Consider the following 12922-nt stretch of genomic DNA (forward strand, 5'->3'; position numbering starts at 1 on the left):
GGTGGCATTATGCACCGCAGGGCACGCAGCATTCTGCGCGGGGAGCAGGGACTTTCGATGATACTGGTCCTCTGCATCGGCGCGCTGTTTGTGGCGCTGTCGGCAGCGCTGGTCTATGCGGCCTCCGTACTGACGGCCAATGCCAACCGCCAGCTGCTGGAACAGGAAGCCTACCAGCTGGCAACCAGCTTTTCCGACGTGCTGGAAGCGGAGCTGAACAAGAAGGACAGCAGCTTTGCCAAGTTCGTCAATGAGCAGTTCATGTTCTCCCAAAGCTACGGCAAGGACATCTATGATTTGGAATCCCAGCCCAAGGAGTTCGCCTGGAAACCGAAAGGCAGCCAGCCTGATGGCGGGGCCGAGGCCATCACGGTAACACTGCGCCGCCGCCCGGGCGACGGTGCCGACAAGCTGAACCAGACGGTGAACAGCACCAATGCCACAGACCTGCGCAACCTGCTCGACACACTGGAGGGCGAAGACCGCAAGGGCATGGCAATCGTCGATTTACAGCTGGATATTACAGTGACAGTCACGAAAAACGGCGAGAGCTTTGCCTTCACGCGGACCTATGACCGCACGGTAAAGTACAGCAGCAGCGACAAGTCAACAAGCAAGGTGTACTACACGGTAAATGGCGGAACAACGGAGTATTACCGTGAGGATGCCCTGACATTTGTTGCCGCCGGTCAAGAGAAATTGGAAATCAAAGACGATAATATCAACAGCAACCGCCTGACGTTCCACTGCGACACCAGCCAGCAGCCCGATTCCATCACCTACACCCGCGGTGCCAAACAGAGCACCGGCACAACACAGGAGTGACCCGCTATGAAACATACTTTACAAAGTCAGCGCGGCGAGACCATTGTGGAAGTGCTTGTGTCGTTCCTGCTGCTGATGATTTTTACGTCGATGTTCGTCGTTTCGCTGCGGTACGCCCGCGCCATGTCCCAAAAGGCCGAGTCGCTGCGGGAGACAGCCTATGCCTTCTGCGCCGGGCTGTACCCGGCCAATAACGCGGCCCCCAACTGGGTGAAGGAGCGGGATAGGCTGGAGTTCTCCTTTGGCGATTACAATGAATTTACGGTGAACGGCGTCGAGCTGGACAGCGTGGAGACAAGCGCGGAAGTTACGGAAAACGGCCAAAAAACGACGGAACAGCACAAGTTTTACCGCTACAGCAAGAGCACGGCAGAAGGGACGACCAACCCATGAAGCAGCGTTTGAAAAACCAGAACGGCACAACGCTGGTGGAGCTGATCGTCTGCATGGTGCTGCTGTCGCTCTTTACGCTGGCGGCGGTCACGCTGATACAGCCCAGCGCGCAGGCGTACATGGACATCCAGCAGCAGACGCGCGCCCAGAACCTGGCCGACGCGCTCATTGAGACGATCCGCGGCGAGGTGCTCGAGGCGAACGGCTATATCCGCTTCACCGACGGCGCAACGGAATCGGACAATCTGGATAAGGTTTTTGCGTCCAAGGGTAACGACTACAGCAAGGGCACGGCATTAGAATTCAGCGTCTACCCCAACCACATTGAGCTGATCGACAAGGACTGTGTGCCGCCGCTGACAAAGACAGACGGCACAGCGCTGCTGACACCGGAACAGGCCAATGCGCTGAACGGCTACCTGCACATGCGGTTTTACCGCGATGAACTGAATGACGCCGGGCACTACGGCAACCCGCAGCACACAAAAAAGGACAAGGCCGAGGACGGTACGGAGACGGTCACACGGCCCTACGTTGCCTACGGCTACACAACGGCCTATCCCCGGGATGCCTATATGGGGCTGTTCATCAGCGAACTGCATTTCTACGCCCGCAGCTGGACGCAGGACGGCGACGAAACCAAGACCCCGCGCATTACGGCTATGACGGTGGTGCTGACTGTGGCCAAGCGGGACGCCAACAACCAGATCGTGCCGCTGTGCACCCAAAAAGCCATTGTGCAGTTGCCCGGTGAGCCGGTCATCCTGTATGGACCCGGCACCTGGGACGGCAAGGCATCGTCGGAGTCGTGAGCGGTGCCCTCCGGGACGATTTTTGAAAAGTTTATTACAATCCCGGCGGATGTACTGGACAAATTCAAATGGACTTGTTATACTTTAAAACATGAATACCTGTGTGCCGGACAAAATGCAGGAACGTCATGGGCATCAGAGCAGAGAGGATGACTAGGATGGCAACAATTGAAATCAAAATGCTGGGCGGCTTTGAGATCCGCGTGAACGGCAAGCCCGTGCTGGCACAGCTGGCGCAGTCCCGCAAGGCAACGGCGCTGGTGCAGTATCTCGTTTTGCGGCGCGGGGAGCGCGTCTCCCACAAGGTACTGACCGATACCCTGTGGGCAGGGGAGCGGTCCACCAACCCGGACATGGCCCTGCGCGCCATCTTGCATCGCTTCCGCCTTATGATCGACGCGGAGGGTCTGGATGAGATGAAGGACTGCATCGTGACCAGCCGCGGCTACTACCAGTGGAACCCCCATCTGGACTGCAGCGTGGATGTGTTTGAGGTCAACGACCTGTCGGAGCTGGCCCGCAAGGAGGGCGACGCCGAGAAGCGCAGCCGCATTTATGAACAGATCGTCAACCTGTATGACGGGCGCCTGCTGCCGCAGTCTGCGTCCGAGCCGTGGGTCGAAAGCGTCAGCGTGCGTCTGCACGGGCAGTACCGCACAGCCATTTTAAACCTGCTGGAGCTCTGCAAAAAATGGGGCGAGAGCACCCGCATCGTTACGCTGTGTACCCGCGCGCTGGAGCTGGACCCCTACGAGGAGCGCCTTTATCTGGAAAAGATCGTCGCGCTGGAGACGCTGGGCCGCCACGAGGAGGCGGAGGATCTGGCACGCCGCGGCAGCGCCATGGGCTGCCTGCATCATGCCATTGAGCCGGGCCGCGCAGGCTCTGCCTACCGCCAGATGCGCCAGGCAGACCGCAATATGGAGAGCGAGGTCTCCAAGCTGATCTCTGCTCTGCCGGATACCGAGGACACGGGGGCCTGTATCTGCGACTTTGAGACGTTCAAGGAAATTTACCGCGTACAGCGCGGCGTGCAGGTCCGCTACGGTCTGCAGGTATTCCTGGCGATCCTGACCGTGGCTCCCAGCCAGAACACCGATGCTGCCGAGACCGCTCTGATGGTGGAGCAGCTGGGCGATCTGATCCACACGAATCTGCGCCAGTGCGATGTGGCCGCCCGCTACACCGATATGCAGTATGTTGTTATGCTGAGCGGTAGCACCGCCGAGAGCGGCACCGGCCCGCTGGAGCGCATCAAGGCCGCGTTCTACCGCATCCCTGCCCATGGGCGCTACCTGTTGAGCTATAGCCTCTATGTTCCCGAGGCCAAGGCCGACAGCGGGCGCGTCCGCCGCCGCAAAAAGACGGCGAAGAAGGAAAAATAAGTGAGCCGTTAAGCCGTACAGTGAAAGCTGTGCGGCTTTTTTGCTGCACGGACCGGCAAAGAAACGATTGGTAGGGGCGGGCATTGCCCGCCCGTGCCCGTTTGCCCTGTGATAAATTTCCCCGAAAAGACGATGCTGCGCCAAGTTGGCGGGCGAGCAATGCTCGCCCCTACACTCGCTGTATGTCGAGGAACGATTTTTTACACTTTCCACAATCTTTTGCCTAAAAATTTTTACAAAAAATCCGAAAAAACTGTTTAAATTTCCACAACAATGTGGTAAAGTAGTATCAAACAGGCGGGAGTGTTCAAAAATCACTGCGCCGCAATGAAATTCTACGCCGCAGGGCTGCCGGAAGCAGCCCCGGCGCGAAAAGAGGTTTGACGATCCATGGGCTACGCAAGCAAAGACATCCGCAACATTCTGGTGGCCGGCCACGCCGGCTGCGGCAAAACGACGCTGACCGAGGCACTGCTGTACATGAGCGGCGCATCCGAGCGTATGGGCCGTGTCGAGGACGGCACCACCGCCAGCGACTTTGACCCCGAGGAGATCCGCCGCAAGGCATCGCTCAACTCGAGCGTTGTCCCCGTCGAGTACGAGGGCATCAAGTACAACCTGATCGACGCACCGGGTCTGTTTGATTTTGAGACCGGCGCTGCCGAGGGCATCATGGCCGCCGAGAGCGTGCTGATCTGTGTGTCCGGGCGTTCCGGCGTGACCGTCGGCGCCGAGAAGGCGTACCAGCTGGCGCTGAAAAACAACAAGGCGCGGATGATCTTTGTCACCAAGGCTGATTTGGAAAACGCCGACTACTTTAAGATCCTGGAGCAGATGAAGATCAAGTTCGGCCCCAGTGTCTGCCCCTGCGTCGTGCCCGTCCGTCTGGACGACGGCACCGTCGCCTACATCAACCTGTTCAGCCAGAAGGCCTTCAAATACGAAGGCGGCAAGCAGGTCCAGATCGACCTGCCCGACATCGGCCACCGCTTTGAGGGCCTGATCCAGGCCATGAGCGAGGCCATCGCCGAGACCGACGAGGCTTTGATGGAGAAGTTCTTCGAGGGTGAGGCTTTCACCACAGAGGAGATCGTCCAGGGCATGGCCTCCGGCGTGCGCAGCGGCCAGATCACGCCCGTGTTCTGCGGCTCTGCGGTCAACGCGCAGGCGCTGGATATGCTGCTCTACAACATGAACGTGCTGCTGCCCGGCGCGGACACCGCGTCCGCCGTGGGCGAGTCTGGCGGCGAACCGGTGGAGATCACCGCTGACCCCGCCGCCCCGCTGTGCGCCTACGTCTTTAAGACTGTGGCCGACCCGTTTGTCGGCAAGTTGAGCTTTATTAAGGTGCTGTCCGGCAGGCTGACCGCGACGAGTAACGCCGTCAACGCCCGCACCGGCCAGCCGGAGCGCCTGGGCAAGACGCTGACCGTCTGCGGCAAAAAGCAGACCGACACGCCCGAAATCGCCGCTGGTGACATCGGCGCAGTTGCCAAGCTGGCCACCGCCAAGACCGGCGATACCCTGTGTGACCCCGCCCGCGTTGTGGCGCTGCCCGCACCTGTGTACCCCATCAGCAGCTACCGTATGGCCGTCAAGGTCGCCAAGAAGGGCGACGAGGGTAAGGTCGGCAGTGCGCTGGCCCGCCTGATCGAGGAGGACCCCGCCATCCGGTTCGTGGTCGACCCCGAGACGAAGCAGCAGATCATCAGCGGTCTGGGCACCCAGCATCTGGAGGTCGCGCTGGCCAAGCTGAAGAATAAGTTCGGTGTCGAGATCACGCTCGAGAATCCGCGCGTGCCGTACCGTGAGTCCATCCGCAAGAGCTGCAAGGCGCAGGGCCGCCACAAGAAGCAGACCGGCGGCCACGGCCAGTTCGGCGATGTCTGGATCCAGTTCGAGCCCATCGAGGGCGAGGGCATCGAGTTTGCCGAGAACGTGTTCGGCGGCAGCGTGCCGAAGAACTTCTTCCCGGCAGTCGAGAAGGGCGTCCGTCAGGCCGCCGAGCACGGTGTGCTGGCCGGTTACCCGATGGTCGGCATGAAGGCCACGCTGCTGGACGGCAGCTACCACCCTGTTGATTCCAGCGAAATGGCGTTCATTATGGCCGCCAAGCTCGCGTATAAGGCCGCTATCCCCGAGGCCGGCCCCGTCCTGCTTGAGCCCATCGGCGCATTGAAAGCCCACGTCCCCGCCGACAACACCGGCGATATTATGGGCGAGGTCACGAAGCGCCGCGGCCGCGTGCTGGGCATGAACCCCGATGACGACGGCCTGCAGGTCGTCGAGGCCGAGGTCCCCGTGGCCGAGATGCAGGACTTCACCACCTTCCTGCGCCAGCTGACCCAGGGCCGCGGCTACTTCACGTTCGAGTTCGTCCGGTATGAGACCCTGCCGCAGATGCTCGAGAACAAGGTCATCGAGCAGGCAAAGGCATTGGGCAACTTTGCGGATGAGGATTAAACGAGAGATGTTCTTTCTTTGCAAAGAAAGAACCAAAGAAATTCTAAACAAGTAAAATAAAAGCACCTGCTGACCGGTATGCGTGTGACCGGCCAGCAGGTGCTTTTTGGTTGAGATATTGAAAGCTTCTTTGCTTACTTTCTTCTCGAAGAAAGTAAGAGAAAAGGGAGCCTGCGGAAAGGTGCCAAAGCCCCTCAGGCCTCGCAGGCTCGGCCCGAGAAAAGCCTCCCCTCACAGGGGAGGTGGCCGAGCGCAGCGATGGCCGGAGGGGCTTCTTGCCGTTGCCCGTTAACGCCAGCCTCCCGGGAAAGCACCGGGCCGGGCATGCCCGGCCCCTACAGCGCAGCAAAATGAAAGCCCGCAGTCACCACCGTAGGGGGCGGCGTCCCCGACGCCCCGCACAGCAGCACGCCCCCCATCACGTGATCTTCAACGCCCGCTGCACGCGGTACACAATGTACTTGAACAGCCCGGCGATCAGACTGCATTCCACCCAGACATAATTGGGTAGGTTCCGCCACTTGAATTTCGGTTTGTTTATCTTCGGCAGCGCCGTCCACGCCTCGCGGAAGCCCTTCGCGTAATCCCCGCCGAAGCCGCGCAGCCGGAACATAAGCACTTTGAGCAGATACCCCAGCAGCATCGGGATAAAATTCAAAACCAACATCAAAATCGGCTGGTTCTTGTAGGGCAGCAGAATGCTGTTGCGCCCGCTCTGGATGCTCTTAAACGGGTTGTAGCGCACCGCGCCGGTGGTCGCGCCGCAGATGTGGCGGCAGCGGGCCGTGGGGCAGTAGACGTTCCTGTAGCCGAAATTGTTCGCACGCCAGCTCAAATCGACGTCCTCGTAATACGCGAAAAACAGCTCATCAAACACGCCGATCTCGTCCAGAATCGACTTGCGGTAGAGCGCCGCGCCGCCGCACGCGCTGAACACACGGCAGGGCTTTGTATAGCGGCTGGCCTTTAAGCCGTCGCCGCGCTTGCAGGCAAAGCCCAGGATCGTCACGTAGTCGCCCGCGTCGTCGGCCAGCTCCGGCTCATAGTAGCGCAGCATCAGGCTGCTGACCGCAAAAATTTTCGGGTCGGCGTCGGCGGTTTTGATCAGCTCCGCCAGCCAATCCGGCTCCGCAAAGGCGTCGTTGTTGAACAGCGCCATGTACTCGCCTTTGGCAATCGCAATGCCCTGGTTCACCGCATGGGAAAAGCCGGTGTTCCCGGCGTTCTCAATTAAAGTGTAGCGGTCCCGCCCGCAGTAGCTGCGGGCGATGTCCAGGCTCTCGTCGGTGGAGCCGTTGTCAATGACGATCAGCTCAAAATCCTGCTCGGTCTGCGCCCAGACGGACTCGATGGAATCCCGCAGCCAGCCCGCGCCGTTCAGGTTCGGGATGATGACAGATGCTTTCATGGCGCCTCCTCAACGGTAATAGTAGTAGGCCAGCTGGCTGTGCAGCGCGGCGGTAAACACCATCGCGGCCACAGCCACAAACAGGATGACCAGCCCCGCCACGACCAGCGCACGGATCAGGTACGCCCGGGCCAGCCGCCTGCGGGCCGGGTCCTGCGTGCCGCCAAAGCTCCACACCACCGCCAGCACAAACCCGGCGATGGGGATGGCGAACAGTAGCATGGCCGCCGTCGTCGCGCCCTGGCTCATGGCGTCGATGCGGTCCTCCTCCAGGTCCTGCTCATACAGCGGCTCGCCGGTCTCAACGGTACCCTCCGGGGACTGACGCATGGACTCCAACAGAGCCTCGCCCATCGGGATATGCGGCAGCGGTGCGCCGCACTTGGGGCACCGCTCGTCGTGCGGGGCAGTCAGCAGACCGCAGTTTTTGCAAAAATGTGCCATAAAAACCTCGCTTATTCGTCGAATGCCAGACCGCGGTCCAGCTGGGTGTTCAGGATGATCTGGGTGTTGGTGGAGCCCATCTTCTGCATCTTGGTCAGCAGGTGCTCCAGCGCGTCAATGTCGGTGCAGCTTACCTTAATTATAAAGTTGTAGCTGCCTGTCACGCGGAAGCACTGCAAGACCTGCGGCTCCTGCTCGATCATGGTCAGAAAGCTCGCGCGGGTCGCTGCGTCCACCAGTACCGAGATCAGCGCCTCGACCCGGGCGGGCGCGTCGGGGTGGCGCAGCACGACAGTGTACCCGCCGATGACGCCCTCCTGCTCCAGGCGGTGGATGCGGCTGGATACGGCGGGACTGGTCAGGCTGACCCGCTGGGCGATGTCCTTAACGGGCATACGCGCATTTTCCGCCAGCAGTTGTAGGATTTTGTGGTCCAAATCGTCCATGGATTGACTCCTTGTCATTGTTTTGTGTAATGCGCACAAAAAAATAAAGTGAAGTATACAATCACTGTTATCTTTAACAAAATTGGAAAAGTATGCTTTTTTGTGCGCTTGCTAAATAAAATTAAGTAGGAATGACTTTATTATAATCTTTTGAAAACCAAAATGCAAGTCTGACATTTGACATTTTAAGAAAACTTGCTATAATAATATTCGTAATCAATCAAGACATTCACTGACCTTTATATACTTTCCCACCCCTCTATGCACAAAGCCCCGCAGGTATCCCCTGCGGGGTTTTGTGTTTGTGTTGGCAGGACACAATGCGGGAAAGTGTGCAAGAATTGGGGGCTTTTTGCCTTCCCCCGCGGGGGAAGGTGGCCCGCAGGGCCGGATGAGGGGCGTGTGCACGGCAGCAGCCTGTAAACGGGCAGCATCTGCAAGGTCGACCCTCATCAGTCAGTGGTCGGGGCCACTGACAGCTTCCCCCTCCGGGGGAAAGCCATGCGCGCGAAAGGCTGCATTTTTACATTTTAAACCCCGCCCCGTTTGACGGCACCCGGACTGCCGTGGTATAATATAATTTCCGACACATAACGTGCATTTTTAACGGAGGAATCAATATGCTCATCCCTGTGCTGCTTTTTATTGTCGGTCTGTTGTTCCTGATCAAGGGCGGCGACTGGTTTGTTGACGGCGCATCCGCACTGGCCCGCCGCTTCCACCTGCCGGAGCTGCTCATCGGCGCGACGGTGGTCTCCATCGGCACGACGCTGCCGGAGGTCATGGTCTCCACGATGTCCGCGCTGTCCGGCCATGGCGAGATCGCCTACGGCAACGCCATCGGCTCGGTCATCTGCAATGCGGCACTGATCGCGGCCATCACGATTGCGGTGCGCCCCGGCAGGGTAGACCCCAAAACGCTGAAAACCCCCGTCGCCTTCTTCTTCGCGGCGGCGGCCATCTACTGCATTGCGGCCTATGTTTTCGGCAGATTCACCCGCGTCATGGGCATCATCATGCTGGCAATGTTTGTGGCGTATATGGCCGCCAACGTGCTGCAGATGAAAAACACCCCCGCCGGTGAGCAAGAGGCGTCCGAGGAGGAGGAAATGCCCCTCGCCAAGACGCTGATCCTGCTTGTGCTGGGCGCGGTGCTGATCGCCGTCGGCGCAAACCTGCTCGTGGACAACGGCACCCTGATCGCGCAGGCCCTCGGCGTGCCCGAGAGCGTCATCGCTCTGACGTTTGTCGCGCTCGGCACCTCGCTGCCCGAGCTGGTCACGGCCGTCACCTCGCTGGCCAAGGGCCACAGCGACCTGTCGCTGGGCAACATCGTCGGTGCGAATGTCTTTAACCTTGTGCTGGTCAGCGGCGTGTCGATCACACTGGCACCCTTCACCATCCCGCAGAGCGCCACGCTGTTCGGCATCAATTCCAGCCTTGTGCTGGATCTGCCGGTCATGCTGGTCGTCATGCTGATCCTGACGGTCCCCGCCCTCGTCAAGGGCAAGCTGCACCGCGCCCAGGGCATCTTGCTTCTGGCAATCTACGCCGCCTTCTGCGCGGTGCAGTTTGCGCTGTAAAGAAAAAGGCTTCATTGCCCATGTGGACGTCCCCGCCGACGTGCGCCGCGCCTTTGCACAGCTCCAAACCGTCTGCGGCAAGGAGACCCGCGCCGCCAACCCGGCGTTCGCCACCCAAAAGACAGAATAGAATTTCCATGCCCGGCATACACTTCCGCGAGGTGGTGTGTATGCTGGGCATTTTTGGTTTGTTTTTGCAGGCGGCGGCAGGGCATATTCTGTATCTGGCGCTGCATCTCGAAAGCGGGTCCTTCCCGCGTCCGCTCCCGCCGGACAGGGAGCGCGCGGCCTTTGCCGATCTGCAAAGGGGTGGGGCAGCCGCCGCACAGGCGCGGGATACGCTGATCCGCCACAATCTGCGGCTCGTCGCGCATATCTGCAAAAAATACTATGCCGGGAACAGCGCACAGGACGATATGATCTCCATCGGCACGATCGGGCTTATCAAGGCGGTGGATACCTTCGACCCCGCCAAGGGCAAGCGCTTTGCCAGCTATGCGAGCAGATGTATTGAGAATGCTATCCTCACCCCAACGCGCTTTGCAAGAAAAATAGGAACATCGGATACCTGCGTTCGTTCTTGGGAAAATAATACGAAGCTCATAAGCCGAAAAAGCTTGGAGAGATGTTTTAAGGGTAGGATAAAAGAAAAGGGCAGGTGAACAACCCCAATCAGGGCTGTTCACCTGCCTTTTCTTTGGCAGTTTTTATGATGGCATCCAGCAGTTGAATCTTCTGCTCGGAAGAACAATTCAAATCTTGAAGACGGTGGTTGACAATATCGGCGTGGATACCGGCAACCCGGTTTGCGAGTTCACGCTGACCGGCTTCTGTTTTAGGATAGTAAACAATTACATGGATTGGAGCACTTTTTCTAGCGATACCACACACCTCCCTCTGCACTCAAAATTTATGAGAGAGAGGATGTCTACTATGCCTTTTTACATCGCTCGCTCTGATGCAAGAAATTACGGGAATATTTGTTGCCTGCCAAACTTTTACAGAACGCTATAAATTGTGGTACAACGCACTAAATTACACTATTAAAACGAGGTGATCACAATTTGCCGCAAAATTTGGACAATAATTGTGCATTTTAGCGGCGGACAAAATGTGTGTAACTCTTGAAATTTTTTTGGATTTGTGGTATCCTTATAAAAGACATCGTAGAAAATATGCGATGGAATAGAATTACTTTTGGAGATATAACGGTTTTGAGTAAAACGACATTTAATTTGTACAAAACAGTCCTTTGTGTATTAACTTTGGTGGCGGCGCTGCTGCTGGCTGGCTGCGGCGGATCGGATGCTTCTATTCGGGCAAAAGCCAGTGAGACGGTACAGACGGCATTATTCGATTTTACCTGTGATACCCCCCGTGTGGTGGATGGATATAACAGCATTACAACTCCCGATGGTCAAAAACTTGTCATTTTTATGATGACTGTAACAAATACCAGCAATGAGACCTACGATATTTTTAAAGACGATTTTCAAATCCAATGGGGCAAGGATGACTTTGGCGTAGCATTGGATGCTGTGGACGATGTTATGATGCCTGATGCGACAACCTTGCAGCCGGGCGAGAGCCTTTCCGGCTGGATGCTGGTAAATTTACCGCAGGACACCAATGATTTTGTTGTTGCTTATCAGGAAATGCTGGCAGATGGCAGTAACGGAAACGCTTATTTTGTGGATCTGAGTTTATGAAACAACGCACCAAAGCACTTTTGGCGGGGGTTATCTCCGGCGCGGCCTTTGCAGGGCTGGTCGGCGGGCTGATCCTCTGGCTCCCTTCCTATAAGCAGAAAAAAGAGATGGAAGCCATTAAGCCGGTAGAAACGGCTGCGCCCACTATAGAAGAGCCCGAGGCCACCCCTGACCCGGCCGCTGAGGAAGCTGCTCAGCGGACTAAATATGCGGATCTTATCGCCCGCAACCCGGATTTTGCGGGTTGGATCGAAATACCGGGTGTGGACATTGACCTGCCGATCCTGCAAACGACAGATAATTACTTTTACTTATACCATGATCTGGATCGCGCCGATGATAAGCGCGGCATGCCCTTTGCAGATTTTGAGTGCGACATGCAAAACGGTCGTCACCTTATCATCTACGGGCATAACATGGGTGTAAATAATACCGACCGCTTCTCCAATCTGCAAAAGTACCGCGATGCTGATTACTACACAGCACACCCTTACCTGCAGTTGGATACCTTATATAAAAGTGAGATTTACAAAATCGTAGCGGTTTATGCCGTAACCTCGCGCGAGAGTGACGGTGATGTGTTCTACTTCAACCAGTATATCAATCTGGATGATGCCACCGAGCAGACATTTTTGGACGAGGTGGCCAAGCGCGCGTTTTATACCACCGGTGACTATGCCTACCCCACCGAGCGTCTGCTGACTTTAAGCACCTGCACCTACCAGATGGATGATGCGCGTATGGTCATTCTGGCACGCCCCTTGCGGGACGGTGAGACCACTGCGGCGGATGAGGTACACATCAACAGCGATCCGCTCCTTCCCGCCCGCTGGCCTGCCGGCAAATAAGGTCAAAAATTTTGGCGAAAAGCCCTAGGGCTTTTGTATTTCCTTTGAAAAAGGAAATAATAACCTCTGATTCACCGCTCTCATCCCAAGTGGGAGTGTTGGATATATGTCCGTATCTACTGCGCCAGTAAGCCGGTGCGCTTGGGGCACCTGCCTGCAAAACGCTTTAGATAAATACTTAATGAATAGGAGAAATAACATGCAGAAAACGACTTTTAAAACTCGTCTGCTTGCTCTGCTGACGGCTGTGTTCATGGTTGTCATGTGCGTGCCGTTTGCAGCGTTTGCAGCAGTAGAAACCATTCATGTCACGTTTACTGATGAGAATGGTCAGGTAGTTAAGAACGTTGACATTACTGCATCGTCTAATGAGGAAGCTCCGGAGCTGCCTGATGGCTTCTACTGGAAAACTAATCTCAGCAACGATGGTGTCAGCGATCTGAATAGCAAAGCTCCCATTGACTTTAATGATTTGGCAAAAGCTAACTGCGAGTATGCAGGCTTTGAAAAGACTGCGAAGCCTGCTCCTGCCACCAAGCCCGTCTATGTTAGCTACATTCTGGAGAGCGGTGCGACTCTGGATGCTGAAATCGAGAAGATTGAACT

General features: G+C 57.1%; 15 protein-coding genes. 11 read left to right on the forward strand and 4 right to left on the reverse strand.

What is annotated here, in order from left to right:
* Nucleotides 1–9 precede the first annotated feature (9 nt).
* The 5 genes from B5D32_RS07435 to B5D32_RS07455 all read left to right on the forward strand — a co-directional run bounded on the left by B5D32_RS07435 (nucleotide 10) and on the right by B5D32_RS07455 (nucleotide 5878).
* Nucleotides 10–825 (forward strand): hypothetical protein, encoded by an 816-nt coding sequence (locus B5D32_RS07435; protein ID WP_078784432.1) that lies wholly within the window; start codon nucleotides 10–12, stop codon nucleotides 823–825.
* Between the two features lie 6 nt (nucleotides 826–831).
* Entirely contained in the window at nucleotides 832–1218 is a 387-nt protein-coding gene (locus B5D32_RS07440; RefSeq protein WP_078784433.1) for a type IV pilus modification PilV family protein, read from the forward strand.
* Nucleotides 1215–2030: a type IV pilus modification PilV family protein gene (locus B5D32_RS07445; protein WP_078784434.1), complete on the forward strand. Its 816-nt coding sequence runs from the start codon at nucleotides 1215–1217 to the stop codon at nucleotides 2028–2030. The genes B5D32_RS07440 and B5D32_RS07445 overlap by 4 nt, the downstream gene beginning before the upstream one ends.
* 158 nt (nucleotides 2031–2188) lie before the next feature.
* Nucleotides 2189–3415, forward strand: coding sequence for an AfsR/SARP family transcriptional regulator (locus B5D32_RS07450; RefSeq protein WP_159447004.1), 1227 nt, complete (start codon nucleotides 2189–2191; stop codon nucleotides 3413–3415).
* Between the two features lie 390 nt (nucleotides 3416–3805).
* Nucleotides 3806–5878 (forward strand): elongation factor G, encoded by a 2073-nt coding sequence (locus B5D32_RS07455; protein ID WP_078784436.1) that lies wholly within the window; start codon nucleotides 3806–3808, stop codon nucleotides 5876–5878.
* 418 nt (nucleotides 5879–6296) lie between these two features.
* Here B5D32_RS07455 and B5D32_RS07460 read toward each other — a convergent pair whose 3' ends face one another.
* The 3 genes from B5D32_RS07460 to B5D32_RS07470 are packed head-to-tail and all read right to left on the reverse strand — an operon-like array spanning nucleotide 6297 to nucleotide 8176.
* Nucleotides 6297–7286, reverse strand: a complete 990-nt coding sequence (locus B5D32_RS07460; protein WP_078784437.1) for a glycosyltransferase family 2 protein — start codon at nucleotides 7284–7286, stop codon at nucleotides 6297–6299.
* A gap of 9 nt (nucleotides 7287–7295) precedes the next feature.
* Complete coding sequence (locus tag B5D32_RS07465; protein ID WP_078784438.1) at nucleotides 7296–7730, reverse strand: zinc ribbon domain-containing protein; 435 nt, start codon at nucleotides 7728–7730, stop codon at nucleotides 7296–7298.
* A gap of 11 nt (nucleotides 7731–7741) precedes the next feature.
* Nucleotides 7742–8176: an Lrp/AsnC family transcriptional regulator gene (locus tag B5D32_RS07470; protein ID WP_078784439.1), complete on the reverse strand. Its 435-nt coding sequence runs from the start codon at nucleotides 8174–8176 to the stop codon at nucleotides 7742–7744.
* Nucleotides 8177–8796: 620 nt separating this feature from the next.
* On the opposite strand from B5D32_RS07470, the gene B5D32_RS07475 reads away from it, so the two are divergent.
* The 3 genes from B5D32_RS07475 to B5D32_RS07480 are packed head-to-tail and all read left to right on the forward strand — an operon-like array spanning nucleotide 8797 to nucleotide 10421.
* Complete coding sequence (locus B5D32_RS07475; RefSeq protein WP_078784440.1) at nucleotides 8797–9759, forward strand: calcium/sodium antiporter; 963 nt, start codon at nucleotides 8797–8799, stop codon at nucleotides 9757–9759.
* Nucleotides 9749–9889, forward strand: a complete 141-nt coding sequence (locus B5D32_RS15195) for a hypothetical protein (protein ID WP_159447005.1) — start codon at nucleotides 9749–9751, stop codon at nucleotides 9887–9889. The genes B5D32_RS07475 and B5D32_RS15195 overlap by 11 nt, the downstream gene beginning before the upstream one ends.
* Before the next feature lie 40 nt (nucleotides 9890–9929).
* On the forward strand, nucleotides 9930–10421 hold the full coding sequence (locus B5D32_RS07480; protein WP_078784446.1) for a sigma-70 family RNA polymerase sigma factor: 492 nt from the start codon (nucleotides 9930–9932) through the stop codon (nucleotides 10419–10421).
* Nucleotides 10422–10431: 10 nt separating this feature from the next.
* Here the strand turns inward: B5D32_RS07480 and B5D32_RS07485 are convergent, their stop codons facing one another.
* Complete coding sequence (locus B5D32_RS07485; RefSeq protein ID WP_242943414.1) at nucleotides 10432–10650, reverse strand: hypothetical protein; 219 nt, start codon at nucleotides 10648–10650, stop codon at nucleotides 10432–10434.
* Nucleotides 10651–10973: 323 nt separating this feature from the next.
* On the opposite strand from B5D32_RS07485, the gene B5D32_RS07490 reads away from it, so the two are divergent.
* The 3 genes from B5D32_RS07490 to B5D32_RS07500 all read left to right on the forward strand — a co-directional run.
* Complete coding sequence (locus tag B5D32_RS07490) at nucleotides 10974–11468, forward strand: DUF4352 domain-containing protein (protein ID WP_159447006.1); 495 nt, start codon at nucleotides 10974–10976, stop codon at nucleotides 11466–11468.
* Complete coding sequence (locus B5D32_RS07495; RefSeq protein WP_078784442.1) at nucleotides 11465–12316, forward strand: class B sortase; 852 nt, start codon at nucleotides 11465–11467, stop codon at nucleotides 12314–12316. The genes B5D32_RS07490 and B5D32_RS07495 overlap by 4 nt, the downstream gene beginning before the upstream one ends.
* Before the next feature lie 199 nt (nucleotides 12317–12515).
* A partial coding sequence (locus tag B5D32_RS07500) for a hypothetical protein (protein WP_143402701.1) occupies nucleotides 12516–12922 on the forward strand: 407 nt, incomplete at its 3' end.

Origin of the sequence: Gemmiger formicilis (assembly GCF_900167555.1) — a bacterium.
Taxonomy (GTDB): Bacteria; Bacillota; Clostridia; order Oscillospirales; family Ruminococcaceae; genus Gemmiger; species Gemmiger formicilis.

Bases quoted from the DNA above. Each gene is read 5' to 3' on its own strand.
- B5D32_RS07495 (WP_078784442.1), top strand. From the start codon at position 11,465: ATGAAACAACGCACCAAAGCACTTTTGGCGGGGGTTATCTCCGGCGCG.
- B5D32_RS07465 (WP_078784438.1), bottom strand. From the start codon at position 7,730: ATGGCACATTTTTGCAAAAACTGCGGTCTGCTGACTGCCCCGCACGAC.
- B5D32_RS07475 (WP_078784440.1), top strand. From the start codon at position 8,797: ATGCTCATCCCTGTGCTGCTTTTTATTGTCGGTCTGTTGTTCCTGATC.
- B5D32_RS07470 (WP_078784439.1), bottom strand. From the start codon at position 8,176: ATGGACGATTTGGACCACAAAATCCTACAACTGCTGGCGGAAAATGCG.
- B5D32_RS07450 (WP_159447004.1), top strand. From the start codon at position 2,189: ATGGCAACAATTGAAATCAAAATGCTGGGCGGCTTTGAGATCCGCGTG.
- B5D32_RS07445 (WP_078784434.1), top strand. From the start codon at position 1,215: ATGAAGCAGCGTTTGAAAAACCAGAACGGCACAACGCTGGTGGAGCTG.
- B5D32_RS07480 (WP_078784446.1), top strand. From the start codon at position 9,930: ATGCTGGGCATTTTTGGTTTGTTTTTGCAGGCGGCGGCAGGGCATATT.
- B5D32_RS07440 (WP_078784433.1), top strand. From the start codon at position 832: ATGAAACATACTTTACAAAGTCAGCGCGGCGAGACCATTGTGGAAGTG.
- B5D32_RS07455 (WP_078784436.1), top strand. From the start codon at position 3,806: ATGGGCTACGCAAGCAAAGACATCCGCAACATTCTGGTGGCCGGCCAC.
- B5D32_RS07435 (WP_078784432.1), top strand. From the start codon at position 10: ATGCACCGCAGGGCACGCAGCATTCTGCGCGGGGAGCAGGGACTTTCG.
- B5D32_RS07460 (WP_078784437.1), bottom strand. From the start codon at position 7,286: ATGAAAGCATCTGTCATCATCCCGAACCTGAACGGCGCGGGCTGGCTG.